This window comes from Rhizobium sp. CFBP 13644, assembly GCF_014842165.1.
Classification (GTDB): Bacteria; Pseudomonadota; Alphaproteobacteria; order Rhizobiales; family Rhizobiaceae; genus Agrobacterium; species Agrobacterium tumefaciens_C.
The window spans coordinates 873,278-899,613 of sequence record NZ_JACYVF010000002.1; the positions used below are offsets into that span (position 1 = coordinate 873,278).

25 protein-coding genes and 4 pseudogenes are annotated in these 26,336 nt (G+C 57.5%); 11 read left to right on the plus strand and 18 right to left on the minus strand.

The window, feature by feature from the left end:
* Window position 1 precedes the first annotated feature (1 nt).
* Window positions 2–415, minus strand: coding sequence for a hypothetical protein (locus IFT53_RS09305; protein ID WP_192063932.1), 414 nt, complete (start codon window positions 413–415; stop codon window positions 2–4).
* A gap of 696 nt (window positions 416–1,111) precedes the next feature.
* Between IFT53_RS09305 and IFT53_RS09310 the strand changes: the two genes are divergently transcribed.
* Window positions 1,112–1,849 (plus strand): hypothetical protein, encoded by a 738-nt coding sequence (locus IFT53_RS09310; RefSeq protein ID WP_192063931.1) that lies wholly within the window; start codon window positions 1,112–1,114, stop codon window positions 1,847–1,849.
* Here the strand turns inward: IFT53_RS09310 and IFT53_RS09315 are convergent.
* The 3 genes and pseudogenes from IFT53_RS09315 to IFT53_RS23715 form a co-directional block, all read right to left on the minus strand.
* A complete protein-coding gene (locus IFT53_RS09315; RefSeq protein WP_192063930.1) occupies window positions 1,805–3,931 on the minus strand; it encodes a DNA cytosine methyltransferase in 2,127 nt (708 codons plus the stop codon). The two genes, IFT53_RS09310 and IFT53_RS09315, sit on opposite strands and share 45 nt — an antisense overlap.
* Window positions 3,932–4,130: 199 nt before the next feature.
* Window positions 4,131–4,694, minus strand: coding sequence for a type II toxin-antitoxin system VapC family toxin (locus IFT53_RS09320; RefSeq protein WP_192063929.1), 564 nt, complete (start codon window positions 4,692–4,694; stop codon window positions 4,131–4,133).
* A 671-nt stretch (window positions 4,695–5,365) separates the two neighbouring features.
* Window positions 5,366–5,862, minus strand: a pseudogene (locus tag IFT53_RS23715) (Y-family DNA polymerase); the annotation flags it as partial.
* A 105-nt stretch (window positions 5,863–5,967) separates the two neighbouring features.
* Here IFT53_RS23715 and IFT53_RS23955 point away from each other — a divergent pair.
* The gene (locus IFT53_RS23955) at window positions 5,968–6,093 is read left to right on the plus strand and encodes a hypothetical protein (RefSeq protein WP_274604070.1); all 126 of its coding nucleotides are present in this window, start codon (window positions 5,968–5,970) and stop codon (window positions 6,091–6,093) included.
* A 64-nt stretch (window positions 6,094–6,157) separates the two neighbouring features.
* Here IFT53_RS23955 and IFT53_RS24035 read toward each other — a convergent pair whose 3' ends face one another.
* Window positions 6,158–6,712 (minus strand): response regulator, encoded by a 555-nt coding sequence (locus IFT53_RS24035; RefSeq protein WP_192063928.1) that lies wholly within the window; start codon window positions 6,710–6,712, stop codon window positions 6,158–6,160.
* Window positions 6,673–7,131 carry an HWE histidine kinase domain-containing protein gene (locus tag IFT53_RS09330; RefSeq protein WP_244656259.1) on the minus strand — a complete coding sequence of 153 codons (459 nt, stop codon included), beginning with the start codon at window positions 7,129–7,131 and terminating at the stop codon, window positions 6,673–6,675. The genes IFT53_RS24035 and IFT53_RS09330 overlap by 40 nt, the downstream gene beginning before the upstream one ends.
* Between IFT53_RS09330 and IFT53_RS09335 the strand changes: the two are divergent.
* Window positions 7,067–7,249: pseudogene (locus tag IFT53_RS09335) on the plus strand (transposase domain-containing protein); the annotation flags it as partial. The gene IFT53_RS09330 and the pseudogene IFT53_RS09335 sit on opposite strands and share 65 nt — an antisense overlap.
* Window positions 7,250–7,265: 16 nt before the next feature.
* On the opposite strand, the gene IFT53_RS09340 reads toward IFT53_RS09335, so the two are convergent.
* Together IFT53_RS09340 and IFT53_RS09345 are read right to left on the minus strand one after the other, a co-directional pair.
* Window positions 7,266–8,165, minus strand: coding sequence for a DMT family transporter (locus IFT53_RS09340; RefSeq protein ID WP_192063926.1), 900 nt, complete (start codon window positions 8,163–8,165; stop codon window positions 7,266–7,268).
* A 4-nt stretch (window positions 8,166–8,169) separates the two neighbouring features.
* Window positions 8,170–8,874, minus strand: coding sequence for an SDR family oxidoreductase (locus IFT53_RS09345; RefSeq protein ID WP_192063925.1), 705 nt, complete (start codon window positions 8,872–8,874; stop codon window positions 8,170–8,172).
* A 107-nt stretch (window positions 8,875–8,981) separates the two neighbouring features.
* Here IFT53_RS09345 and gcvA point away from each other — a divergent pair, with 107 nt between their 5' ends.
* The 3 genes and pseudogenes from gcvA (at window position 8,982) to IFT53_RS09360 (ending at window position 11,479) form a co-directional block, all read left to right on the plus strand.
* Window positions 8,982–9,866, plus strand: a complete 885-nt coding sequence (gene gcvA / locus IFT53_RS09350; protein WP_192063924.1) for a transcriptional regulator GcvA — start codon at window positions 8,982–8,984, stop codon at window positions 9,864–9,866.
* 487 nt (window positions 9,867–10,353) lie between these two features.
* Window positions 10,354–10,955, plus strand: a pseudogene (dnaE2, locus tag IFT53_RS09355) (error-prone DNA polymerase); the annotation flags it as partial.
* 5 nt (window positions 10,956–10,960) lie between these two features.
* On the plus strand, window positions 10,961–11,479 hold the full coding sequence (locus IFT53_RS09360; protein WP_192063923.1) for a thermonuclease family protein: 519 nt from the start codon (window positions 10,961–10,963) through the stop codon (window positions 11,477–11,479).
* A 368-nt stretch (window positions 11,480–11,847) separates the two neighbouring features.
* Here the strand turns inward: IFT53_RS09360 and IFT53_RS09365 are convergent, their stop codons facing one another.
* The gene (locus tag IFT53_RS09365; protein ID WP_192063922.1) at window positions 11,848–15,165 is read right to left on the minus strand and encodes a PAS domain S-box protein; all 3,318 of its coding nucleotides are present in this window, start codon (window positions 15,163–15,165) and stop codon (window positions 11,848–11,850) included.
* Between the two features lie 427 nt (window positions 15,166–15,592).
* Between IFT53_RS09365 and IFT53_RS09370 the strand changes: the two genes are divergently transcribed.
* Window positions 15,593–16,042 (plus strand): DUF892 family protein, encoded by a 450-nt coding sequence (locus tag IFT53_RS09370; protein ID WP_192063921.1) that lies wholly within the window; start codon window positions 15,593–15,595, stop codon window positions 16,040–16,042.
* 159 nt (window positions 16,043–16,201) lie between these two features.
* Window positions 16,202–16,801: an alpha/beta hydrolase gene (locus IFT53_RS09375; RefSeq protein WP_192063920.1), complete on the plus strand. Its 600-nt coding sequence runs from the start codon at window positions 16,202–16,204 to the stop codon at window positions 16,799–16,801.
* Window positions 16,802–16,842: 41 nt separating this feature from the next.
* Here IFT53_RS09375 and ku (IFT53_RS09380) read toward each other — a convergent pair whose 3' ends face one another.
* Window positions 16,843–17,658 carry a non-homologous end joining protein Ku gene (gene ku, locus IFT53_RS09380; RefSeq protein WP_192063919.1) on the minus strand — a complete coding sequence of 272 codons (816 nt, stop codon included), beginning with the start codon at window positions 17,656–17,658 and terminating at the stop codon, window positions 16,843–16,845.
* Between the two features lie 11 nt (window positions 17,659–17,669).
* Window positions 17,670–18,569: a non-homologous end joining protein Ku gene (gene ku / locus IFT53_RS09385; RefSeq protein WP_192063918.1), complete on the minus strand. Its 900-nt coding sequence runs from the start codon at window positions 18,567–18,569 to the stop codon at window positions 17,670–17,672.
* 202 nt (window positions 18,570–18,771) lie between these two features.
* On the opposite strand from ku (IFT53_RS09385), the gene IFT53_RS09390 reads away from it, so the two are divergent.
* Window positions 18,772–18,951 carry a hypothetical protein gene (locus tag IFT53_RS09390; protein ID WP_192063917.1) on the plus strand — a complete coding sequence of 60 codons (180 nt, stop codon included), beginning with the start codon at window positions 18,772–18,774 and terminating at the stop codon, window positions 18,949–18,951.
* A gap of 118 nt (window positions 18,952–19,069) precedes the next feature.
* Here the strand turns inward: IFT53_RS09390 and tnpC are convergent, their stop codons facing one another.
* From tnpC to tnpA, 3 genes are read right to left on the minus strand one after another with little or no spacing between them, the layout of a single operon-like run.
* On the minus strand, window positions 19,070–20,662 hold the full coding sequence (tnpC, locus tag IFT53_RS09395; protein ID WP_192063916.1) for an IS66 family transposase: 1,593 nt from the start codon (window positions 20,660–20,662) through the stop codon (window positions 19,070–19,072).
* A 52-nt stretch (window positions 20,663–20,714) separates the two neighbouring features.
* The gene (tnpB, locus tag IFT53_RS09400) at window positions 20,715–21,068 is read right to left on the minus strand and encodes an IS66 family insertion sequence element accessory protein TnpB (protein ID WP_192063915.1); all 354 of its coding nucleotides are present in this window, start codon (window positions 21,066–21,068) and stop codon (window positions 20,715–20,717) included.
* On the minus strand, window positions 21,049–21,480 hold the full coding sequence (tnpA, locus tag IFT53_RS09405; protein ID WP_192063914.1) for an IS66-like element accessory protein TnpA: 432 nt from the start codon (window positions 21,478–21,480) through the stop codon (window positions 21,049–21,051). Before tnpA ends, tnpB begins: the two co-directional genes overlap by 20 nt.
* A gap of 89 nt (window positions 21,481–21,569) precedes the next feature.
* On the opposite strand from tnpA, the pseudogene IFT53_RS23730 reads away from it, so the two are divergent.
* Window positions 21,570–21,716 (plus strand): annotated as a pseudogene (locus tag IFT53_RS23730) (exodeoxyribonuclease III); the annotation flags it as partial.
* Window positions 21,717–21,928: 212 nt separating this feature from the next.
* On the opposite strand, the gene IFT53_RS09410 reads toward IFT53_RS23730, so the two are convergent.
* Window positions 21,929–22,378: a HEPN domain-containing protein gene (locus tag IFT53_RS09410; RefSeq protein WP_192063913.1), complete on the minus strand. Its 450-nt coding sequence runs from the start codon at window positions 22,376–22,378 to the stop codon at window positions 21,929–21,931.
* Complete coding sequence (locus IFT53_RS09415) at window positions 22,368–22,727, minus strand: nucleotidyltransferase family protein (RefSeq protein ID WP_192063912.1); 360 nt, start codon at window positions 22,725–22,727, stop codon at window positions 22,368–22,370. Before IFT53_RS09415 ends, IFT53_RS09410 begins: the two co-directional genes overlap by 11 nt.
* Window positions 22,728–22,960: 233 nt before the next feature.
* Here IFT53_RS09415 and IFT53_RS09420 point away from each other — a divergent pair, with 233 nt between their 5' ends.
* Window positions 22,961–23,200: a hypothetical protein gene (locus IFT53_RS09420; protein ID WP_192063911.1), complete on the plus strand. Its 240-nt coding sequence runs from the start codon at window positions 22,961–22,963 to the stop codon at window positions 23,198–23,200.
* A gap of 81 nt (window positions 23,201–23,281) precedes the next feature.
* On the opposite strand, the gene IFT53_RS09425 is transcribed toward IFT53_RS09420, so the two are convergent.
* Together IFT53_RS09425 and IFT53_RS09430 are read right to left on the minus strand one after the other, a co-directional pair.
* The gene (locus IFT53_RS09425) at window positions 23,282–24,418 is read right to left on the minus strand and encodes a hypothetical protein (protein ID WP_244656238.1); all 1,137 of its coding nucleotides are present in this window, start codon (window positions 24,416–24,418) and stop codon (window positions 23,282–23,284) included.
* Window positions 24,419–26,335, minus strand: a complete 1,917-nt coding sequence (locus IFT53_RS09430; RefSeq protein WP_192063910.1) for a mechanosensitive ion channel family protein — start codon at window positions 26,333–26,335, stop codon at window positions 24,419–24,421.
* Between the last annotated feature and the right edge of the window lies 1 nt (window position 26,336).

Genomic DNA, 26,336 nt, shown 5'->3' on the forward strand with positions numbered 1-26,336 from the left:
ATCAGCCGGCCGCGCCGTCTTCCATGTCGTAGCGAGAATGCTGTCGGGCCTTCTCACGCGAGGCTGCCGAGACCGAGGCGTCGATTGCCGCTAAGCTGTGATGGTCTACCTTCTGTGCGAGGCACGCGGCATCCGAGTATTCCTCAAGAACATCGAACATCGTCGTCAGCGTCACCAACGCTAGCTGGTTCCGCTTCATATGTTTCCGCAGCTTATTCTCCAGACGGACGGATCTGCAGTACAGCGCGAAGGCTCGCACCGCGTCCGTACCCTCGGAGGCGAGCACGACGAATTGGAAGAGCGCGTCGAAGGAGTCTTCGTCGAGGCCGCAGCGCGACAGAGCGAAATAGACGGCGTCGACGTCGTGGGACTTTTCATCGACTGCTACGAGGTGAGGGGGGTGAACGAATGCCATTTCTGTTTTCTCCTTTGACAAGGCTTCGCCGCCCGCGTCCGCGACGCAGCGAATCCTCCGGTTGGTGATCTGGAACTTCCCCTGCGCATTTGCTGGGGCATCCCCGCCCGAGGCCCTGTGCGAGCCTTGGTCGGGAAGCCATCGCTTTCAGCGTCGGAAAACTGACCGGGAACCGAGGAATATCCACCCGAGGTTCTGTCGTTTTCCGCTTCACTGCTGCCAGCGACGACCAGAAATTTCTATGAGACGGTGGGCACGCTGTCACCGGCCGCCGCAAGTTTCTCCTTACGGAAGTTTCCGCCGAATTTTATGCAATGCTAAAGGGGGGCAGTCTTCGGACATGAGGAAAGCTGCAATGGCGCTGCTCACGAGGCTTCAGCCTATTCGTATGTGTCCTATTCGAAGACTTGTCATCGTGGTGGCCCGCTGTTGGCTGATGAATTGAGCGATTCTGGTAATGGACCATCGGCGAGGAGTCGATAGTAAAAAATAAGTAAACTTCTGAGAATTGACGCCGCACCTTACTTAATATTAAATAATCGCGCGCGCGACGAAAGATTAAGTCCAGAAATTGTCAACAATTATGAACTTAATGCGTCATGTTACTGTCTGGCAATATTGTCAACAATTATAAACCGCGGTTGTGGCTTGCGTGGCGGGATCGAATCCTTCTCTGAAGAAACATGGGAGAAATCGATGTCGCGCTACGTCGCCAACAGGCTTGCCGAAATCCGTCACCATCTTGGCGACCGTCTCGCCGAAATGAAGCTGAAGCCCAGAGCAAAGAAGGACTATCCGAAGGATCGGTTCTTCATCGAATTCATACCTTCCAGAAGCGGCGGCGACCGTTCTCCAATCAAGATCTACTTCGCGAATGAGAAAGAGACCGGCCTCACCGAAGCGTCTTGGGAGCACGCCGAGCTTCAGGTCGACGTCTTCGCGCGCAGAGAACTGGGCAACACCGGATGGGTCACCTGGAAAGATATAGATATCGCTACTCACCGCATAAGAGGAACTGGCGAGAAAATGTTCGACTGGATCTCGTTCGTCCTAGATTACAACGGGGTGATTCCGCCTATCATGCATTCCAGGCACTGCATCGCCAACCCTAAGTTCGGGGACATCTATCTGCAAGTTGAGCGGTGGGCTGATATCGAGATTTCTCAGGAATACGAATATCCAGGTTCGCCCATCGAGCATTTGAGGTTTACCGACATAAAAGGCCGCGAAGTCCATATTCCGGTGAGAAGGGGCACCTCGCATTACTCGGTTTTTGTCGATGGAGAACAGGTCGCGCGACTTGTTCAAGAGGATCTCGTTGGGATCAACGACATCGTGCGAGACCTTTGCCTCCAACCCATACCCAGCCAGAAACTTGGCAAGTATGGTCTAAGGGAGGAATCGATTTTTTATCGCGGCAGTTCCTCTCCGTAAGGCGTCAGCCTGGGCGGTCCTTATATCCTGGAGGAGGGGCTTCAGGACCTTGTCCCACCGTGTGCGGTTCGGTTCCACGACGCCGATCTGCTCCCCATCGAGCAGCCGATCGATCTGATGGAATAGCTCGGTGCCGGCAAAGCCGCGAGTTTTTCGAAGTGGCGGGCTGCGCCTTGGTCCAATGCCCAACAGTGACACATCCACAATGGGGGTGTTCAACTCCTCTTCCAGGTTGAACTTCCGACCCGTCAGCGCCGAGCAGATGGCAAGCCCGACCATTTTAGCCACCACCGGCGGAAGCGCGGCCTGGATCATGTCCAACTTGCCTGCCTTTTTTGATTGGAACTTCCAGCCGGGCGGAAAGCCCTGGGCAGCAGCAAGCACGTCGAACGTCATCTTGGGGAGGAAGTCTACAGAGACTACGTCCGAAACTGCAGGTGGATCGTCCACCACTTCCGAAACGAGAAACCCTGCCTTCGTCCACGCCTCAGGTTGCTTTTTCTCTTCCTTGGCAAGAGTGCCGGGCAGAAAGCCCGGACGGCGGACGGACCGCCAATGCTTTGCCCACCTGTCGTAACCCTGCTGTTGAGTAAGAGGTCCGATAGCACTGGGCATCGCCGACTGCGCAACGGCAGGACTTTCGTGCGGGGTCATCATATAAGACACTGCGGTCGCACGTTTCAGCGCCAGTTCGTCACCTCCTTTAACGGCTGGAACCACGAATACTCCAGAAATCTCGGATAGGATTCCAACCACGAAATAGCGCCGTCTCGACGACGGAATGCCAAAATCCATTGGGTCGAGGTTGAACTCCAACACTTCGTACTGAAGGTCACGCAACCTAGCTAGGTTGCGACCCCGCTCCAAGTGGTCAGTGTCCTGCCGCTGGCCGGCGTCATGCTCGAGCAGGAATGATCTCGGTCGGATGCCTTGGATTATCCGCGCCATTTCCGGCCAGAGGTCTTCTGCGTCGGTCCGTGACTCTCCGGGTCCACAGGGAAGGCCGGCGGCGAGGAGATCGATGCCGCGAAATTTCGCCAGAAAGTCGTCGCTCAGGGATTTGGCGTTTCGCTGTTTGACCGGCCACGTCGGCCAGTTTGTCTTAAGCGTGGCGGCGGCCTTTCGCTTCCGCTCGATCAAGGAGACATGTTCGAATCCTGCGGCCATCAAGCCCAGCGACGAACCGCCCGCACCGGCGCACAATTCCAATACCTTCAATGGAGCCTCTGGACGATCCCTCGTTACATGCGGCGATCCCTCAACGAAACTCTCCGAGGTCAGGTATTCCAGATCTGTCTGGATTGCTGTGAAGTCGGCTCCGCTGAGGGTGTCTGTGTCAAGCGTGGCGAGGGCTCTCAAAGTCTGTCGCGTTGCGCTCAGTTTGGCATTCTGTTCGTCGTACAACGTCGCCGCGTCTGCATCTACGCAGAACAAGGTTTCTAGCTTCAAGGCCGCTTCCAATGCGACCGCGCGTATCGCTTGGCCAGCTTTTTGAAATCGTGGATCTGCTGCGGGATTTGATTCCGACGACCCATCGTCCGGTTCTACGAAATCTAGAACAAAGCCGTGCAGAAGGTGTACGAGCCGATCGACCAGATATTGTAGGTCATCGACTGAGGACTCGATGTTTCTCCACGCACGCGCCTCAAGATAATCCGCCCGTCGTCGTTCGGCTCGCTCGGAGGGCGAAGCGCGGTCTTGCTTCCCTACGATGTTCGACAAATCCGAGCTCTTCAGCGTGCGGCCTCGGCTGATGAGGTCGAATGCTTCGATACGGACCACGTCCGAGGCTTGAGATAGCTGCTTCATGACGTCTATCGACAACGCAGCTTCTCTAGCTGCGTTCCGGTGACCCTCGAATGCCGCTGCGACGCCTTGGAGGACAACAAGGTCTTCGGTCTCAATGTTCGTGCGGGAGGCCAGGAGTGGAAGAAGGTCGTTCCACCCGTGAATCTTTCGCAACGCAGCGGCAGCGTCGGCGGCCTTCAGATAGCTATCGGCAATGACGCGCATCGAGTCTGTGATCGTCTTGGCTGCGTCTTTCAGGACGTCTTCGATGTCGTGTTTGTCGTAGGCTATCATTCCGCGCTTCCCGTGGTTCAACCTGCGATATCAAAGGCGGGTTGAGAGGATGGAAAGAGGCACGGTAAACAAAGTGTCTGCAGGATATTTCAGCGTTGGGAAAACGTACGGTCTGTCCAGACATCCTCTCGGCAAACGCGGCGCTTTTCTGGCGGGCAGTGCAGTCAGATTGCCTTCGGTCGGCCGCGTCGACATTGACCTATTGGGAGGAGGGGTAGGAAGCCGCTGAGCTGGGTTTCGGCAGGACGATCGGTATCGTCGGCTCGACCAACCAGACGTCGGCCAAAGGATTGTAGGCTCCGGGCAACTTGAAATGCCGATCGATCTGGGCGAAATCGTTATCTGTCGTGACTATTGGAGTTTGGTAGGTGATGGCCACCGCGGCAATCATGAGATCATGACTCACCCTTTGGTTCCTCTGTTTCGGGTTGGGATACCAGAATTTCCGAAGATCCGGCGACGCCATCATCTGCGCAAGTATGTCTTCCGTTTCGCGACCCAATACCAAATAGAAAAAATCCGATTGTTCAATGTCCTCTATTGCTCGTAGCACACGAGCTTTTGTGACCTCATCTCTTGAAAGATAAAGACCACGCTTTATCTCCATTAGAACTGGAAAGCATATGCACAGGTGGGCGACGTCGGAGGCTTCCGCAAGCCAGTCTCTCAAGCCGTCAGGTGGATGTCTCCTTGCACGAGCGCTGAGGATCGTCGTGTCCAGGAGCAGCATCCGCCTGTTGGATTTGTCATCCTGTTGTAGCATCGTCTTTCCAAAGATCGATTTGCCGTCGTCGGCAGAAAACAGTACAATTGAGCTGGCGTCAAAATATTTTGCTCTAAGGGCTTTGAAGGTACCTGCTCGTATGAATAACGTGTGGACTCGGCAGCAAGCGGAAAGCGACCCGACAGATCTGTTGGACGCTTCGAAAGACGCTCCGCAGATCATAGAGGATGTCGACGGGCACTTCGTTGTGACGTTTAGCCAAACAGGGAAGATGCCTGTAAAGGATTGGGCAAAACTCCCAGGTACCCTGGATGACGACGACGAGTTCTAGTGTGCGTTTTCGCGAAGACTTGCAAGAATTCCAGCGGTGTCTAGCCCGTCTACCTTCGGGTTTCTGCAAGGTGCAATTCGAAGGCGATCGGTGGGGTGTTACGGTGCGCCGATCCGACGATCAAAGGCGCATCTGGCTTTACGCCGAGCAGCTCTCTGGTAACGACGTTGTGTCGTTCAACTTCTATCTCGCCTCAAGGAGGCGTCCCACCCTGAAACCCTGCGAAATGTCTTCTGCGAAAGTGGTGAGTTTTGTGGTGAACCTTTGCCCTCAACCAGACGACGCGCCTTCAAACTAGAAGCGGTGGGGCAGTAGGCCTCTTTTAAGTAGTCTTCGACCTCGTTCAGCGATCATAGTCTGAGTTCTAGCTGTGGGGTTTGATGTCCTCGGCAAACGTATCTTCGGCACCGACAAATTTTCGGATGCGGTTGGCTTTGACTTGCCGCTCACCGATGCCGCGGGATCCAGGCCCGTTTCAATGCCAGGCCGTTTCATCCGCTTGGCCGTGGCAAGCCAAGCCCGTGGAATTTCTTGACGCGCAGGGCCTATATGAGATGCCAGCAGAGGCATTGAGACCTGCAACCGCTTTGATCTCCACACGGATTTCTAGCGATATCGGTGGCGATCTCCATGCCTTTCAGGTTCTCGGTAACGTCGAGATAAGCTGACCGAGTTATAGCGGTTCGATGACGGGTGTGTACTGCACAAAGATTTCGCGGATTTGCTGACAGACCTGACGATAGACTTCGAAACGTGGTACTACGAAAATCAAGTCAGGGCATTTCCGTTTGGTGCGATCGACGGCATGGCTGAATAGACGCCGAAGGCTCTTGCCCCGTAGCTGCCGGAGGCCACGGCACAACGAGTAGCAGATCCTAGTCGAAAGAGAACGCTTCATGACCCTTCGCTCGCGCAATTGCGCTCGCCATCTTGGCGGCAACCACATCTTCAGCCTTTTGCGAGGACGCACCGAAATCCGTAATGGACACGGAAGCGACCGATGGCCTTCCGGATAAGGTGACGCCGCTTGTGGCTCCCGTACCCAAACCGCGTCCAGACGACAGCAAGCTGGCAGACAGCATCGATTCCGGCGAACAGGGCGGCTGAACAAAATCAAAGGCGAATAATTCGTGGCCCGTGCCCGCTTCACCTCGGCGTCGGCGTACGGCTGTCAGTCAGCGATGACCTGCTGCAAGGCGATGGCGAGCGCCTTCATTGCAACAGGCTTTCGCACGACCGGGATGCCGGCGAAGCGATCAGGAATGCTCACGCTGTCGCGGTAGCCCGTTGCAAACACACAAGGCACTTTTCGACGATCGAGTTCGACAGCGACATCCTCCGACGAAGTGAAGCCGAGACTGAGGTCGAGCACGGCGCAGGCCGGAACTGTCTCTGCAATCTTGTCGAGAGCAGCGTCCACGTCGGCGGCCACAACGACCTCCGAAGCGCCCATGGTCCGGAGCAGTTCCTCCGTGTCCATCGCGATCAGCGCCTGATCCTCCACCAGCAAAACGCTGAGGCCAGCCAAGATTTCTTCATTCATAATTTGATCAGGATGTTCGCTGACAACACGCTCCGTGACCGCATGAAGGTGTTTCCCTGGGACGATGAACCGGGCACGAAGACCTTGCCGCGCATAGTCGATGTCGACCGATCCGCCGAGATCGTGAGAGATCGTCTTCTCAATCAGGTTCGTTCCGAAGCCCTGTCGGGTGGGCGGCTCCACTTCCGGGCCCCCGCTTTCGATCCAGGTAAGTTCGCAATCGCCATCGACGCCGATCTGCCATGAGATTCGAGCTTACCAGAAGGCACTGACAAGCTGCCGTATTTGGCTGAGTTCGTCATCATTTCGTGAAGCAGAAGCGCGAACACCCCGAAGGCCCGCTCGGTAAGCCCGACCAGATCACCACCAATCGTGATCCTGTCCGGCATCTGCGCGAAACGATGCATGCCCGCCTCGGCTTCGATGAGACCGCGCAGTTCGCCACCATCCGCGCCAGCGAATGACTGGTCGTGGGCAAAAGACAGCGCCCGGAGCCTTCCTTCAAATGACGTTGCGTAGTCATCGACAGACAGGGAGTCCCTCAATCGCAAGAACGCGCTCTTCGCGGGGCATGATATAGGGGCGGAGAACTGGGCGATCATCGCCTCGCTCAGCGAGACGTGCAAGCTCAATGCGGTTGATCCGCTGGCATACCTGATCGCCACACTCACAGTTCTCGTAAATGGCCATAAGCAGAGGCGGATCAATGGTCTTCTACCTCAGCGACCAGCACTAGCTAAGCGCGTTGCGCTTTGGCTGCCCTCATCGAAGACCACTGGATCAGTCCGACACCGGCCAGAATCGATACGAGTGCGATGTATCCCGAAAGCGGGACCGTTTCACCGACTAGCGCCACGCCGATTAGAAGAGCCACGACTGGCGGCACGTAAGTGACACTGGACGCAGCGAGAGCCCCAAGGTTTTCGACGATGTGGTAGTAGGCGACATAAGCGAGCCCCGTGCCACATAGCCCGAGACCGAGGATGAGGCCTGCGGCAACGCGATGGTCGTTGAAAACGGCACCAATTCCCTGCATCGGCGTTACGAGTGCCAGAAGCACCATCCCGATACCGATCTGCCATGTCGTCAGCGCTGCGGCCGGGAGCTTCAGCGGGCTGATGAACTTGCGTGCATAGACAAAAGAACAGCCGACGCTGAACGATCCACCGATCATCCACCCGATTCCATGAGCGTCAATCTCTCCCGTCGAGGACCACGGTTGCGCGACGAGGAGCACGCCAAGAAAGCCAAGGACCAATCCGGCCACCTTGCCCATTCCAAGCGGCTCTTCGCGCAGGAACAGGAAGGTGCAGACCAGCGTGAACAGCGGTATCGCTCCGCTGAGCATCCCGGCAACGCCGGAGGGCAGCAGCACCGTGCCACGGGCGAATGCATAGTAGTAAAGAGCAGTCGCCAGAAGGGCCATGATGACAAAGTGGTGAACGTGGCGAAGCTGGCTCCAGCTCAGATCGCCCCGCAATAGTGCGTAGAGGAAGACGGGAATGAAGCCGAAGATCACACGCAGCAGCGTGATCTGCACTGGCGCGATATGGACGGCGGCCCATTTGACGAAGATGAAGTTGCTCCCCCAAACGAGGCCGAGAAAGCAGAAGGCGAGAAGCGCGGATCTTTTCATTGGATTACACGGACCTCGTCACGCCGCCATCGACGCGAATGTTCTGGCCCGTGATGTAAGCCGCGCCATCCGAGGCGAGGAACGACACGGTCGCCGCGACCTCTTCACTGGTCCCGTAACGCTTCATCGGCACGCTGTCCCGCCGCTCTTGGGTGGCTGGAAGGCTGTCGATCCATCCTGGCAGGACGTTGTTCATGCGAATGCCTTCTGATGCGTAGGTGTCGGCAAACACCTTGGAGAAGGAGGCAAGACCCGCTCTTGCTACGGCCGATGTCGGAAACATCGCGCTCGGCTCGAAAGCCCAGGCGGTGGAGATGTTGATGATGGAGCCGGATTTCTGGCCCTGCATGACCGGCGTAACCAGACGCGTGGGCCGCACCACATTCAGGAAGTAGACATCGATCCCGGCGTGCCAGTCCTCGTCTGTGATTTCGAGGATCGGCTTTCTCGGTCCGTGGCCAGCGCTGTTGACCAGAACGTCGATGCGGCCCCAACGGTGCATGGTGCTGTCAACCAGTCGCTTGAGGTCGTCATTCAACTGGTTCGATCCTGTGATGCCCAGGCCGCCAAGTTCCTGTGCCAGCGCTTCGCCCTTGCCCGACGACGACAGGATTGCCACCTTGAAGCCATCGGTTGCCAACCGCCGGGCGGATGCCGCGCCCATGCCAGAGCCGCCAGCCACCACTACTGCCACTTTTTCTACAGACATGTCGATTTCCTTCACTGGAGTTGGAGTTATCTGGATGTGGTGATACCATTTCCTAAAAGCTCCGACGAACCAGAACGATGCGCATCATCCAGTAGAAAAACTATCTCATGGCTGACGATACCAAGCGACTTCCTCCTCTCAACGCTCTACGGGCTTTCGAAGCGGCATCGCGCCATCTGAACTTTCGGCTTGCCGCCGAAGAACTAGGGGTGACGCAGGGTGCCGTGGCTCAGCAGGTACGCCGTCTGGAGGCCGTTCTGGGTCTGAAGCTCTTCGACCGTCAGGCAAGGACAATTGCGCTTACCGAACCTGGGCGAAGCTACGTCAGCAATATCAGCCGGGCTTTCGAGTTGATCTCCGATGCAACAGATGCCTTGAAGCCTGAACCGCGCCACCTGACCATCAGTGTGACACCGACCTTCGCATCGCGCTGGCTGATCCCGCGATTGCCGGAGTTCACAGAAGTACATCCCGATATCGACCTGCGCATCCTAGCGACCGATAGGGTCTCTAACTTCCAGACGGATGCAGTGGACCTGGCAGTGCGTTACGGGCGTCCGCCTTTTGGCCCAGGCCTCGTTGCCGACCTTCTGTTCGAGCAAGTGCTCGTCGCTGTTGCCAGTCCGCTATTAATCGAGAAGCTGGGGCCGCCTGAGGAGCTTGAGAACCTCAGGAACTACGCTCTGTTGCATGATTCCCATGATTTCTGGCCGCAGTTTTTGGATGCCGCTTTTCCTGGGGGGGCGGTCGCGGCGGCTAAGAATATCCGGTTCAACCAGACTTCGTTGGCCATAGAGGCGGCGGTGGCGGGACAGGGACTTGCTCTCGCCAGCCTCTTATTCGTCAAGCACGATCTTGAGTCGCGCCGTCTAGTCCAGCCATTCACAATGGAAATGAGGACCGGCGCTGATTTCTATCTCGTTTCGCTGCGAAAACCCCGTTACCCGACTGCTGTCCGGGAGGTCAGGGATTGGATGAGCGCATTCCGATAAAGCGCACTCGCCCGTTCGCCTCGGAGTTCGCCATCGACTGAGATTGGCTGACAAGGTGTAAGCGGCACATCGCTTACGATGTATCGGGAACTCCACCATGTTTTTTGGTTAGATTTTGCGAGAATGCGGTGTGTCAATCGGACACGACGGAGATGGTGAATGCAGCGGTTTTTCCGATTTCTCGCTGCAGGCAACGAAACGCCAGACGAGCGCCCAACCTGTCCACCGCTTTCTCGCTTTGGGTTCTCAAAGTAGATATCGAAGTCTCGTTGTCTCAGCCACTTTTGCGATCTTCGACGTCTTCCAGGCAGGGGAAACGCGTTCCGCAGTGATCGCCGTTTGGATGGCAAAGGCGGTCGCATCCCATCGCCAGCCGTCGTCTCAATCGTGAGAAGCTGACCCCGGCTCCGAACTGTTCGACCAGTGCCTTTCGCTCCAGTAGGTCGCGACGACCACACGGTGCACATGTGATCTCGATCATTGGTAGGCGGCGATGGAAGATCGTCAGGTGATCGAATGGGACAGGGACGATGTCGAAGCATTGAAGATGATGAAGGTCGACGTGCTGGCCCTCGGCATGCTGACGTGCATGCAGAAGGCCTTCAACTTGATCCGGGAGCACAAGCATGAAGACCTCGATCTCGCCAAGGTTCGGCAAGAGGACGGCCCGACATACGCGATGATCCGCAAAGCCGATACCCTCGGCACCTTCCAGGTCGAGAGCCGGGCGCAGATGGCGATGCTTCCTCGGCTCAAGCCGCGCACATTCTACGATCTCGTCGTACAGGTCGCCATCGTTAGGCCTGGCCCCATCCAAGGCGATATGGTTCACCCCTACCTGCGTCGCCGGGAGGGCAAGGAGCCTGTCGAATACCCGACACCCGAGCTGGAGGCGGTGCTTGGCAAGACGCTGGGCGTGCCGCTGTTTCAGGAATCTGCCATGCGGTTGCGATGGTCTGCGCCGGGTTCACAGGCGGGGAGGCGGACCAGCTTCGCAAGTCGATGGCGACCTTCAAGTTCACAGGAGGGGTGTCACGCTTCAAAGACAAGCTTGTCTCCGGCATGGTGAAGAACGGTTACACGCCGGAGGAATCATGTCGTTCGGTAAACTTGTCGCTCTTGCTATGATCGGAGCATTTTCGGCTGGAGCTGGCTTCAGTTTCTACGCAGACAAACATATCTTGCCGCCGGGCGGAAGCGCGCGTGCCCAGAACCCATCGGCTGTGCAGGTGGTGAAATCGCCACAGACACAGAACGTTCCAGGTTTCAGGCCTTATTCCCTTTGCTCAGGATCAACTCGGTCTCACTGTGTCGTTGACGGCGATACGATCTGGCACGAGGGGACGAAGATCCGAATAGCCGACATCGACACACCGGAAGTCGGCGATCCGAAATGTTCATCGGAGGCGGCGCTCGGTGCAAAAGCGACAAAGCGGCTCCTTCAAGTCGTTAACGCCGGACCATTCCAGATGCAGGCATGGCAAGGTCGCGACGAGGACAAGTATGGTCGGAAGCTGCGGGTATTCGTGCGGGACGGCCGCAGCCTGGGAGATATCCTCGTTAGCGAAGGTCTGGCTAGGATATGGACTGGCCGTCGGCAGCCATGGTGTTGAACCACGGCTGTCTCAGCCAGACCGTTCATCATCTACCATGAACACGTGTGATCTGGGTTCATGTGGGCATTAGGTTGGTCGCATCCGCTTGCGCGGCGTGACATCGCGTGACACACCGACGATGAAGGCAACGGAACTCCACCTCGCAGGTAACGTTGATCCGATGACATTCTGTCATCGTGCGACCAAGAGGCTTACCATGAGCGACAAAAACGCCCGCTAGGCTATCGAAGAAAAAGATACGAAAGAAGAGGCGACGAGCGAAAAACCTGCCCGCCGGTCCGCATGCAAAGAACTGACCCCGCTCCGGCTGAACGATTTTCGAAGTTTTGAAAGGCAATGCCGCCGGATGCTCTCCGGCGGCATTTTCATGATCTGGTAACGGCCTCTATTGCCTTGGCGAGATCGGTGAGGCCATAGGGTTTCGAAATCATCGAAACGCCGTCCGGCACATCGACGCTTTCGGCAGCGTGGCCGCTGGCGAGAATGACGCGAAGACCATTCTTTTTCTGCTTCATCTCTACTGCGAGGTCACGCCCGGAAATATCCGGCAGGCCGATATCGGTCACCAGCAGATCGATTTTTTCTGAGGACACTATATCGAAGGCTTCCTTGCCGTTGCCAGCTTCCATGACGACATGGCCAAGTTCGCGCAACATCTCCGCCGTGTTCATGCGGATCAACGCATCGTCTTCCACCAGCAACACCTTCAGGCTTTGTGACTGCCCATCTATTTCAGGCGTCGCAGGTGCCGGGCGAATGGCGGCATGCATGCGCTGGCTGCGATTTGCTAGAACGTGGCGCACTTTTCGCGCCAGTGCCTCGCGCGTATAGGGCTTAGAAAGCAGCTCCACGCCCGGATCCAATCGACCCCCGTGAACAATGGAATTTTCCGTATAGCCGGATGTATAGAGCACGGCGATATCCGGCTGACGTTCCTTTGCCCTGCGGGCCAGTTCAGTGCTCTTCATGCTTCCCGGCATGACGACATCGGTGAAAAGCAGATCGATGGGCATGCCCGCTTCGACCACCACCAGCGCCGATTCCGCATTCGGAGCCTTCAGCACCTTGTATCCGAGATCCGTCAGGGTCTCGACCACGGTTGCGCGCACCTCGTCATCGTCTTCTGCGACCAGAATGGTTTCCGATCCGCCAACCACGGGGCCGATATTGATGGCGGTCTCTCGATCTTCCTTGGCGTGGGCGCGCGGCAGATACATCCGCACTGTCGTGCCATGGCCGACTTCCGAATAGATCTTGACGTGCCCGCCGGATTGCTTGACGAAACCGAAGACCATGGAAAGACCAAGCCCGGTGCCCTTGCCTTCCGCCTTGGTGGAGAAGAAGGGTTCGAAGACCTGTTCCAGCAGCCCGGAAGGAATGCCCGATCCGGTGTCGCTGACCGAAATCATCACATACTGGCCGGGCGTCACCTCATCGTGCTTTTCGGCATAATCATCATCGAGGAACGCGTTACCGACTTCGATGGTCAGCTTGCCGTGACCGTTTATCGCATCGCGCGCATTGATGGCGAGGTTGAGAACGGCATTTTCGACCTGCGCCGGATCGGCAAGACAGTTCCACAGACCGCCGCCGATGATCGTTTCGATATCGATGGCCTCACCGATGGATCGGCGGAGCATATCGTCCATATCTCGCAGGAAACGACCGACATTGATGACCTTCGGGTCCAGCGGCTGGCGCCGACCGAAGGCGAGAAGCTGGCTTGCAAGCTTTGCTCCACGCGTGACGCCCGCCATGGCGTTGACCACCCGGCGCTCGGCCCGTTCATTGCCCGAAACATCCTTCTGCAGCAGTTGCAGATTGCCGGCCACGACCTGAAGCAGATTGTTGAAATCATGCGCCACGCCGCCGGTAAGCTTTCCGATGGTTTCCAGCTTCTGGCTCTGGCGCAGACGCTCCTCGGAGGAGCGAAGCTGTTCCGTGCGCTGGATGATCTGCTGCTCGAGGCTTTCGGTGAGCGCCAGCAGCTCGTTTTCGGCACGCCGCCGCTCCACGGCATTGCGAAGCCGCGTTGCCATATCGCGCAAAAACGAGAGATGATCATCCGTCCAGTCAGTAATCTCGGCCCTGTTGACGAAAAGCACCGCAACCAGCCCGCTGCGTTCGCGCAGAGGAATGGAAATATTGGCGCGCGCAGAAATCGCATCCAGCGCTTCCCGCTGATCGCGCGTGCGGGGATCCGTGTGGGCGTCGGTGACGACAACGGTCTCGCCACGCTTGAGATTATCGATGAAGGCACCGTAATCGCGAAAACGCAGCACGCCGCGCAGGCTGGTTATGCCGCTTGCAGTCCAGTCGTGCTCGATGAGCACGGTTTCGCGCGTTTCATCGATCGTGCCATAACCGGCGCGCGCCACATTGAGAAACATGCCCACGGTGCGCACCGCAGCCTTGACGATATCGCCCGGCGCCTGAAGCGCCGATATTTCTTCTTCGAAAGCGAGAATTGCCGTGCGCTGCATCTCGGCGGTCTTCAGTTCGTGCACATCTGTGCATGTGCCGTACCAGCGGGAAATCTCGTCGTCTGCGTCGCGCACCGCATTTGCCCGACCGATGACCCAGCGATACCGCCCGGACCGATGCCGCAGCCGGTATTCGATATGGTAGGGCTTGCCCGTTTCCAGCGACTGTCGCCACACGGCCCATGCCCGTTCCTGATCCTCGGGATGGAATATGTCGTTCCATCCTGCCCCGTCGGTCGATCCGGCTTCCATTCCCGTGAAGTCGTACCAGCGCTGGTTATAGAAGTCGTGAAAGCCATCCGGGCGCGTGGACCAGACCATCTGGTCGATCGAATTTGTCAGCGCGCGAAATCCGCTTTCGCTGTCCCAGAGCTTGCGCTCCATCTCGTGGCGTTCATCGATATCGATGACCGAACCGATATAGCCCAGGAATACGCCTTCCGAGGAAAAGCGAGGCTCTGCCGCGTCCAGCGCCCAGCGATAGACGCCGTCATGTCGGCGAAGGCGATATTCCAGACGGAAGCCCTCGCGCTTTTCCAGCGCATCGAGAAAAATCCTGCTCGCCGTTTCCTTGTCGTCGGGATGCGTAGCGTCGAGCCAGCCGAAACCCTCCGCCTCCTCCACCGTCTGGCCGGTGAATTGGTACCATTTCGAATTGAGGTAAGTGCACTTGCCGCAGTCATCGACGACCCACATCATGACAGGTGCATTGTCCGCCAGGTTGCGAAAACGCGCTTCGCTTTCCTTCAGCCGCTGCTCGGCGCGCACACGCTCGGTGGTCTCGCTGACGATGCAGAGCACGCCTGCCGTTGCACCCGCCTCATCCGGCACTGCGGAATAGGAGATGTCGAAATTGACTGTTTCCGGACGTCCGTGGCGCTCGATGAAGAAGGGCCGATCCTTGACGAAGACGGCCTCGCCGCCGTGCCTGACCTGATCGAGCAGCGGCCTCAGGTCATCCCAAAGCTCGCTCCAGTACAGCCTTGCAGGGCGACCGAAGGCGTCAGGATGTTTCTGGCCGATGGTGGGCGCATAAGCTTCATTATAAAGCGCGATGTAATCCGGTCCCCAGAACAGCACGATCTGGTGCGGCGCGGCAATCATGCTGCCGAATGTCGTCTTGAGCGCGGCGGACCATTCTGCGGCATGCGGAAAATCCGTGGTGGGAAGACGGCTCAGCATCTCCTCGGCCCATTTCATCCATTCTCCTGCCGAAGACGTCATGTTTATCTTATACCTCTAAAGTAGCATCAACGCTGCGTATCGAAGCAGCCGAACCGAGTAAAGGGGGAACGCGGCGAAGTGGCATCTTTGTATCGCAAAGATTCCATCTCATGCACGGCCTTTCGTGTGTACGCATTATGGATGGCGCGCGATCGCAATTCTTTCTTTCCCATTCCGGAATGGTCATTATCTAGCCAAATCGGGTGCGGGTCTTAAAAGGTCTGCTTAGCTTTCCCATTGAGCGCAAAGCGCCCATCTCGCTGGGGGAAATACACCGCGCCCATGAGTTTCGCTCCGACGCGTGCGCGTCATAAGGTGCTCCGCGCACCGCGCGCCTCCGGATCGGGAACCATCGCGGGAGCGGTTGGTTACTAGGCTTCCACATCAATGAGGAGAAGAATTCATGGTCACCATGGTTGGGAACGAAGGAAGCATCGAGAAGCTGGTAAAGGATCTGCTCTATCTCGAACATGACGCTATCGCAGCATATGACTCATGCATCGAACGCCTCGACGACAAGGCGCTGGCTGCGAAGATCGATGAATTCAAGCAGGACCATCTCCAGCACGTTGCTGTTCTCAACGAGATCGCATTGGAGATCGGTATCGAACCTCCTGCGGAAGGCGACATGAAGCAGATGCTGACGACGGGCAAGATCGCGCTTGCTGATCTATTCGGCGATTCCGCTATTCTCAAAGCCATGAAGACGAACGAGGATGACACGGTAACCGCTTACGAGCGCGCGGCGAAACACAAGGATGCCATTCCGAGCACGAGGGCATTCTTCCTCACCGCTCATCAGGATGAGCTGAAACATCGTACCTGGATGGAAACAACCGCAAAGTCGATGTGACCTTGAAAAGCGCGTGGGCGGTGCTCATCTAAGGATCACCACCCACATATCGACGGCCTGCAGCAACCATGATGGTTGCGCGTTTGTCGTCGCGGGTGAAGAGGGCGCTCCCCATGATGGGTCGAGCGCCCTCTCTTTGTTTCCCAAGGCCGAGATCAAATGTTAGCATCCCACCTCATCATCCTCCTCCATGGCATCGGCGCGTCCGGCCAGCAGCTCGCGCCTCTGGCACCGTCGTGGAACGGTCGGTTGCCCAACGCGGTATTCGCGACTCCGGATGCGCCATATCGTAATGGATACGGTGGCCATCAGTGGTTCAAAGTTGATGGCATGCAGCTAGATCCCGGTCGAATACGCGATGCGCGAGAGGGTTTCGACCGTAAGATGCGGGATGTGATCGCGCAGGAAGGATTCGCGGACCGGCTTCGTGACGTTGCATTTGTGGGCGTGTCACAAGGCGCAATAATGGCTCTGGATGGTGTCGCATCTGGCCGCTGGAGCGTCGGCGCTGTGGTCGCGTTTTCGGGCCTTCTGCCTCCCACATCAATCTTGCCAGAAAGCAATCAGACCCCTGTGCTCCTTGTCCATGGTGCCGATGACCGCACTATTCCGTCGGTTGCTTCCACAGTCGCGGCCAGGCAGTTACGAGCGGCCGGGTTTCTGGTGGAACTGGAGATCGAGCCTCGGGTAGGGCACACGATCTCCGTGAGTGGCGCTGACACAGCCGTCGGTTTCCTGCGGAAGGTCTTGGCTCGATAAGCGCTCGCCTAAAGCATAAGGATCGGTGAACGGCGATCCCGTCAGCCTGATTTTCGGCTCTTGAGCTCGTCTGCGACCGACTTGCGTAGCGCGTCCATGATGTTGATCACGTTGGACTTGGGTTCGGCAGCCTCAGATTTCTTGCCCCTGGTCGCCTTCTTAGGCTTGAGCATCTTCTTCTTTTCGGCGATCAGTTTGAGCAGACTTTCCTGGATCGGGTCGCTGACCATTTCCGGTGACCACCTAGCTGTCTTCTGCTTGATCAGCCTCTGGACAAGAGGGATCAGATCCGGGTCGCCCTCGTCATCGATATCTTCAAAATATGCCTCCTCGGGTCGAACCTCGTCGCCGAAGCGAAGCGACCACAGGACGATGCCATCGTCGCGCGGCTCAAGGACGACTGCCTTTTCGCGACGCCCGATGACGAGCTTCGAGATGCCGACGACCTTGTCGGCCTTCATCGCGTCCCGGATGACGGCGAAGGCCTCGTGACCAACGGCGTCGTCCGGCATAAGGTAATGGGGCTTCTCCAGGTACACCCACTCTATGGATTCAGCGGGAGCGAATGTCTGGATGTCGATCGTCTTGACCGTGTCGAGCGCAACGTTGTCGAGGTCGTCGTCCGTAAGTATGACGTAGTCGTTCTCACCACGCGCGTATCCCTTTGCCTCGTTCTCGTCTTTGACAGGTTTTCCTGTCACGGAGTCGATGTACTGAGACACGACGCGATTTCCAGTCTCCTTATTGAGCGTGTGGAAACGGACCTTTTCCGATTCTGACGTTGCGGGCATCATGTGCACCGGACATGTGACCAGCGACAGTTTCAGATAACCTTTCCAGTATGGTCGAAGTGCCATGATCGGTTTCCTTAGCTGGCCTTGCGCTGTTGCGCGGTCTTGGAAGAGGTGGGCTTCGCCGCACTACGTGTTGAGCGCTGCCTGCTCACTCCGGCATTCGCGTTGGCCGCCGTGCGTTTCGGCTTCTCAGCGGCTTTCATCATGCCAGCGCTCTCGCGAAGCGCCGCAAGCAGATCGTTTGGCTTGGAAGCCTCGACCTTCCTGCGCTTCGGCATCGCCTTGCCTTCGATCTTGGCCTTCACCATCTCCTCGAGCGCGGTCTCATATCGGTCATCGAAAGTGGCGGGGTCGAAGTCGCCCTTCTTGGTGCTGATGATATGCTTCGCCAATTCCAGCATTTCGGCATCCACCTTGATCTTTGGCATTTCCTCGAAGGCCTTCTTCGAGGACCGAACTTCGTAATCGTAGTTCAGGGTTGTCGCGATCAAGCCCTTGCCGTGAGGGCGGATCAGCACAGTTCGCATCCGACGGAACAGAACGGTTCTGGCAATGGCCGCGACCTTCGATTTGCGCATGCCGTCCCGCAAAGCGACGAACGCGTCAGAACCCATCTTGTCCGGGGTGAGGTAGTAAGGCTTGTCGAAGTAAACATCGTCAACGTCCGAGCACGGGATGAACGCTTCAATCTCAAGCGTCTTGTTGCTCTCAGGGATTGCCGCTGCCACTTCGTCAGGGTCGATGATGATGTACTGGCCATTGTCGATCTCGAAGCCCTTGGTCTGGTGTTCCTTCTCGACAAGCTCTTCAGTCTCGCTGTCTATGAAGACGCGATTGACCCGGTTTCCTGTAGCCTTGTTGATCGTGTTGAAGGTAATGCGGTCGGAGGTTGACGCGGCTGTGTAGAGTGCCACTCCTGCCGCCACTTCTCCGAATTTGATGAAGCCCCTCCACTGTGCACGCTGGCCTGCCATTGAACTCTCCTACGCAACTAACGCAACTTAGGCGATTCAACCGAATCACCTGTGATTCGTTCCGGGGCGAAAAGCGACTCTTTTTCAATGACTTGATTCAGTTTTCCACTACAACCTGAAGAGTCGAACCAAGCCGCTGGAATCGATGCATCTTTTTGTCAGATCGCGAGTTATCGTCGTATCGCAACCACAGGAGAGTCCCATGAGCAAGCGAGAGCTGATCGATACCGGAACCGACAAGCGATACGTCCGCCGTGACGAAAAAGGCCAGTTCAAGGAATCTGTCGATGTTGGCAGATCGTTGTCCGCTGACAAGCGTCAAGAGGCAAAGCACGAGGCGAAGCCGGGCGAGGGTGACAAAGGCGACCACAAGCGCAAGTGAAGGTCGCCACATATAACGTCAACGGCGTGAACGGTCGGCTCAATGGTAAACGCGATTTTCTCCGCACGTTGACACGATCGTCGCCGGTATATCGCGAGTAGTGGTTCGGATTTGTTTGTTATGCTCGCAGTGTTTTGCTGCCGAAGTTGAACGGCATGAGGTCGTCAATTCCGGCGTCAGGAGCGCGCTGTGGCAACTCATGGAGCACGTGACGCAGCCAGGCGAGCGGGTCGACGCCACAAGCGCGGCAAGTCAGCATGAGACTGTAGATCACGGCGCTGGCCTTGGCACCCTCGACGCTGTCGCTGAACAGCCACGATTTTCTTCCGGTCGCAAAAACTCTGATATCGCGTTCAAGAATGTTGTTGTCGATCGGCATTCTGCCGTCACTGATATAGCGCGTCAGATACTCCCACTGGTTTAGAGTGTAGGACACGGCGTCACCGAGCTTGGTGTCCGGCAAGACCTTTGGCGCAATGGTGTCAAGCCACGCCTTTAGGGCGTTCAGGACGGGCAAGCTGTGCTGTTGGCGGAAACGGCGAATGCAGTCGGCCTTCGTCTCCCCAGGATCTGGGGCCTTGTCTCTTGCCTGCTTTTCGATCCGGTAGAGCTGCTCGAAGAACCTGAGAGCTTGCTCCGGCGGTCCGCCTCCATTCTTGCGGGTCTTGAGGGCCTCGACAAAACGCCGCCTGGAATGAGCCATGCATCCGACATGGGTGGAGCCATTGATGGTGCGCCAGGCTGTGTAGCCATCGCTTACCAATATGCCGCGATAATCACCGAGGAAGGTCTGCGGGTGGATCTGACCCCGGCCGGGCTGGTAGTCGAGAAGGACGATTGGCTCGTCACTGTCCTCACCGCTGCGGTATGCCCACATATACGACGTGCTGGTGGCTTCCTTGTTCTTTTCCTTCAGGACCTGAACGGTTGTTTCGTCACCATGGATGAGAGGATGCGACCGAAGCCGCAGCTTCAGGGCTTCATAGATGCGGTGCAGATGCTTCTCGCTTGAACCGATCACCCAGTGAGCAAGTGCGCCACGGCTGATCGGTACGCCGGCCCGCTCGAAGGTCTGGGCAACGCGGTACAGCGGTGTGCCATCGACGTATTTGTGCACAAGCGCGAAGGCCAGCGTTGAAGCCGTAGCAATGCTGCCCGGCAGGGGTTGTGTCGGCATAGGCGCGATTACGACGGGCGTGTTGATCCCGGTGCGGTCGCAATGGCGGCAAGCGTACTTGAACCGAACATTCTGCAGGACCTTTGCTTTGACCTCGATATGGAGCTGCTCGGTAACGGCCTCACCCATGCGATGCATTTGACCATGGCAGCATGGACAAGCCTTCTGATCCTCGGGAAGGTCATATTCGACCCGCTCGCGTGGCAGATCTTCCGGCAGAGGTCTGCGGCCCCGCTTCTTTCCCGCGGTCCTGTCGAGCGCTGGCAGGCCTGTATCAGGGAGATCGATGGCAGCATCGCCGTCGTCACTGCCATCTTCGTCCGCAGCAATTTCGGCTTCGTTGAACAGGCGATCAATATGCTTTTCGCTGCGCGGTGCAAAACGATGCAGCTTTGCGAGTGCCAGTTCCTCTTCGAGCTTGACGACGCGGCGCGAGAGCGCTTCCTTCTCGGCTTTCAGCGCAGCAATTTCGGCGGCATTTGCCGCCAACTGCGCCATCAGCACTGCAACATCAGGTTCACCGGCTCTGTTCATCACAGTTTTGAATCTGAACCGCCCGGCCGCGTCAACTGCTCAGATCGTCCCTTCAGCCGACAATCTCATATTGCGGCAAGGGATGGCGGACCATCGCGTCGATATCGATGCCGTCGAGAACCCAATGAAGCTGTTCTGTCGTCAGCGTCACCACCGGCACCTCGCGGCGCGGCCATCGGAACTTGTCTTCGGTCAACCGTTTCAAAACCAGCACAAAACCGGATCGATCAAAAAACAGGAGCTTCATCCGGTCACGCCGGCGATTGCAAAATGCAAAGACAGCAGGAGCGAACGGATCGATCGCCATCGTCTCCTGGACCAGGACCGCAAGGCTATTGATCCCCGCCCTGAAGTCGATCGGTTCACGATGCAGGTAAACCTGGATATCAGCGTTTAGCTTGAACATGAGCCAGCGCTCCGATGATCGTTGTCAAAGCGTCCACGTCATCGCATTCAAGCGACAGCATCACGCCATTTGGCAATGACGCACTCACCTTCGACGGGGAGCGGGTCCCGTGCACTCTGCGTGCCGGCTCTTCGTTCCCTGCATTTGGCATCTCAATATCGAACTTGCCGCTTGCCGCTGTGATCTGAACCGGCACGAACGCCGATGTCGATGACACAGATACGTGCCGACCATTCTTGATCCATTTTCTCACAAGGTTTGCGTTGACCCCGTGTTGAAGCGCCAGCCGTGATACCGAAACCCCCGGCTCTGAACACGCCTCGACCAGCCGCTGCTTCCATGCGGGATCATAGCGGCGCCGGCGGTCGCGATCTTGTTTTGAAGAGGGGAATGTAAGAGTGTCTTTGTCCATCAAGGTGTCCACCTATGTTAAGTGGAAACCTCCATGCCTGACAGCATTTAAGAGAGGAAGGCGTATAGAAACTCGCGCTTACGCTCAATGTGTTGCTTCGCTGGCTGGACGAGGCATCACCGGACGTTGTCGTGCTTCAGGAACTGAAAGCACCTCATGCCAGATTTCCGATTAAGGAGATTGGAAAAGCCGGATACGAGGCCGTGTGGTACGAACAGAAGTCCTCGAACGGGGTCTAATCCCAATCCCGCTGAAGATAACACGGTGATCGACGAGCCTGCGAACGACTGGCCTACGGCTACCTGAACATTTCAATTCTGCAAAGCTGGCTCTGAATGAGTTCGCCCCGATTGCGGTAAGGGCGAGTAGAAAGATGCGGAATGATGTCGCAAATACCACAACAGACGCTACTGCCCGTAAGCTCGCTTAAAATTAGGAGTGCAGGTCCTCAAACTCGGGGCGCAGCAGAGGACAGTGCAGGTACCCTATCGGAATCCGTAAGTTTGACACCAAAATGTGCGGCCACGTCGTTCAGTATTTCCCGGAGCGCTTCCATCGCCGGATCGAGATCATCCTTCTCCGCTCTAGCTGGCATACGGCCCGCATCCTTCGGGTAGCGGTAGGTCGTGGCGTAGGCGGTCAGAAACGTCAGTGGCGAAAACTTGCCTTTGAAGGCGTTTGCATCGGGCAACAGGTCTCGCAGTACATCTAGGCGATGCGAATCTCTCCGCTCTGCCTTGATGCCTTCGGAGATTAGAAGGGCGAGGAGAAGTTTCTCGGCAGCTTGCTGCGCATGATAGGCATCATTTCTGTTCTCCTTGGCGGCGAGCATTTCTGCCGCTTCGAGGTCCTCATGCGCCAATCGTAGCGTGTTGGCGATATGAAGCTCAGCGGACATTGAGAACTATACCGTCATCCAGCATGTGGCTGGCTGCCGAGTTCGCGACCACCAGATCGGCGCGAAAGTCAGACAGGCGCGTACACGACACATCCGCGTAGACACCAGACCCTTCCTGGATCCGCCACCCAAACATCGGTGAAAACACGCGTTCAGGAGCATCGTCGGGCACAATGACCTTCAGATCCCAATCGCTCTGAGCAGTTGCTTCGCCCCTCGCTCGGCTACCGTAGAGAATGATATCGATCGGATTGTACGCTTCTTTGATGCGAACAAGCAGCTTTCCCAACGCAGGAAATTTCCCTGGGGAGGCGATACGTCCACCAAAACTCTCTGAAAGAACGCTCATGGGGCCACTCCATCTAAACTTATCAGTTATATAGCCGGTTTGCTCGCTCTGTTTCAATCGCTATTTACAGAGCGGAACCTGCCTCACCAGTCACTGACGCATTTGCTACCTAGTTCCGGAGAGATGTGCAGCGGCACACTGTTCTAAAGGCTTCGACTTCGCAAGAGCCTCCATCCGCGGGACGTGCTGCTTCAACGAAACCTGCCGTGAAAACTCGGAAGAGGGCATATTCTTTGACCAAGGATCATAGCCTGCACTATTCCGACATTCGCTCTGGCGCAGTAGCGCTCGTGATCTTGGCGGCAACCACATCCTCAGCCTTTTGCGAGGATGCCCCGAAAACTGTGTTGGACACGGAAGCGACCGATGGCCTGCCGGATAAGGTGACGCCGCTTGTGGCTCCCGTCCCCAAACCGCGTCCAGACGACAGCAAGCTGGCAGACAGCATTGATCCCGGTGAACAAGGCGGCTAACAGAGTCAATGGCGGATAATACTCCTGCCAATCCCAAAAGGCCATGGCACGTTTTTCATCGATATCCGTTGCTGACGCTTTTCAAAGGAGCAGCAGTCGCTTCAAGATCGGCCCAAGCTGCGAAAACGGCAGATAGGTTGCTCCGACAACGAGCATCGGCAGAATGGCTTGCAGCAACAAGGGAAGGATGTTGCCCTTGTTAATCACCAGCGCAGAGGTTCTCATCGCGGCCAAATAAATCGACTTCGCGTCGCGGAATTCCGCCATCTCCGGCTCGCCTTCATCGACAAAAACATTCTCCCCCAACGTGGCGCGCTCGTTCCACCGCTCGAAGTCGCTCACTTTTGTGAGGGATGTCACCACAGTTCGCCGCTTTAGGCGGCAGATCTGCATGGCGATCGCAACTAGGGGCATGACGTAGTAGATCACGACGACCCCGAGCCACGCCACGCAGACGGCTGCGAACAGGCTCGGTGTGACCGTCACCCGCTGCATGACGTGGCCCACTCCAGCCGCGAACACCGAGCTTACCGCAAGCGTGAACAGCCCATAGCCCGCGGGATAGAACCCGAGGAAACCGAGTCCGGCATGACCATCGGGATGTGTGGCAACGAGACGAAGGTGGCACTTCCCGATCGAGGAGAGGAACCGCCACCATATGAGGTGTTTCCAGACAAGCCGCGTGAGTAGAAACCAATAGACCGCGTTGCCGACAAGGAGACACCATACGCCTGGGGCGGAAATGCCTTCCTCGGACAACGCCCAGTCTGGCCCGCTGCCGCCGAAAAACACACTGGCGTTGGTTGCGGTTGCCGCCATGGCTACCGCAGCACACACAATCTCGGGCATGCCAGCCGTTGTGCGGTCACGCGCATCTCGTAGCGCGTGCCGCGCGGCCTGCATAGACTGCGATGCCACCAGCGGGACGCGGAAGAAAATAGACAGGCATTCGTCAAGCGCGAAGCCGATAGGCTTCTCGGCTAGCGTGAGCAGCACAGGTGCGATCAGAAACTTCGCCCAAGCGCCCCAGTCGCGCAGAAAGACGTCGGCTCCGTCGATGCCCCGTGTCCAAACGACAAGAAGCAGCGGAACCACCCAGCACAGCAACACGAGTACGGCGGCCCGCCGACCGCGCCTGCGCATGCAGAGGCGCTCCATGAGGTCATAGAACGGACCGCCGTGCATGATCCGCAGGCTGTCGTCTTCGATAGGGGTCATCTAGCCCTCCGTCACCACAGCCTTGGCCTGCTGGGTACGGATCGCTGTTGCGGCCGCTGCGGCACCATCCCGGTCCTCGTTGCCGACCTGCACGGACGGCGTCGCGAACTCTATCCCGTTCTCCTTGAACGCCTCGCGGATCATCAGGTTGGCACGGCGGCGGATCATCGACTGAAGGCCGCTCGGGCGCAGCGTCATCCCGAAGCTCAGCACCATGCCGTAATCTCCGAATTCCTCGACCCCCTTCATTTTCAGGGGTTCGATGAACAGGGGCGAGAACTCCGGATCTTCAGCGAGCGCGGCTCCGATCTTCTTGGTCAGCTTCCTGGCCTTTTCCACGTCCGCATCGTAGCTGACAGAAATGCGGAACTTCACGATGCCCCAGTCACGGCTCATGTTCTGGACGGCGCCGAGTTCTCCGAACGGTACCGTGTATACCGGGCCGCGGTGGTGGCGCAGGCGCACCGAGCGGAGGCTGAATCCTTCAACCGTTCCCTTGTAGCTTTTTGCCTGGATGTACTCTCCAACTCGGAAGGCATCGTCGAACATGTAGAAGATCCCTGCGATAACATCCTTCACCAGTGTCTGCGAGCCGAAGCCAAGCGCCACGCCGAAGATTCCAGCACCCGCGATCAGCGGTCCTATTTCGACGCCCAGCTCCGAGAGGACGATCAGACCCGCGACGACTGCGACTGCGACGGCCAACACATTTCGGAAAATCGGCAGGAGGGTCCGAAGCCGTGCCTGGCGGGCCGCCTGTGATGCGTCGGGAAGCTGCTCGCCACGCACCAGGAGTTTTCGATCGATCCATGACTTCACGAGGTGCCAGGCCAGGTCTGCAAGGAGCAGCACGACCACGCTCTTGAGGAGGCCATAGGAAATGGCTGAAACGGCCGGGTCGCTGTGGACGAGCGAGTTCGGATCGAGGCGCCACACGAGGGCAAGCCACGCGACGGCCATCACCACCACGATCGCACGGATGCCTCGCACGAAAAGGACGCCCTTGATGCTGCCGCGGTCTGAGGCAGTAGCTTCCCCGGCGGCATGTCCCACAAAACGAAGCGCCGAGGGCAGGGCGATGGCATAGACCCCAAGCCAGAAGAGACCCCGGAGGCCCACGCACCAAAGCAACCAGACCACAACGAAGGCGAGGCAGAGTGCGATGCGTGTGCGTAGCGGCCAGACTGAAGTCGAGAAGACGCCCTCTATGGCCAGACCAAGCAGAATGACCGAAACGCAGAACGATACCGCCTGTGTCACCAGCGGATCGACCATCAGCGGCCTCCCGAGTGTTGCAGCAGCGATGCCGAAAAAGGTCATAGCCATGAAGATTTTTGCGCGCCGGCGGGCCGGAGCTACCAGCGAGGCCGCGTCTAGCACCGCCGCAGCCAAACGGTAGGCAGCGAGCGCCAGCAAGGCCACGAGCAGAACAATGCGGGGGAGCGGGGGCCAGTCAAATGCGAAGAATACAGCCGCTGCTGCCACCGCGAATACTCCGATTGCCAGCAGGCGTTCCTGCAAGCGCTGTCGGCCTTTCCTCCAGTGGACGAACAGACGCTCCACCAACATCCCGATCCCAGTCAGAACGATGAAGACGACGAAGACTGGCAGTCCGCTGTGCGACAGGGCGTCTGCCCTTGTGCGGGTCGCGGCTACCATCGCCTCGCCAGGAATCCTTGGGATTGCTTCGAGGATCCCGTTTATCCGCCCTCGCGCGGTAGCCTCCCAAGCCGCCAAACCGTCGTCTGGGTTGGAAGCGGTCGCCGTCGTGGCAGGTGCTTTCTCAAGCCATGTCCGGACTTCAGGGTCCTGCAACAAGTTTATGAGATCGTCGACCTTCTGCGGTCGCGGAGCATCCTGAGCGACAGCTCCGACGGTTATAGACAAGAACAGGAGAAGCGCGGAGATCCACTTCATA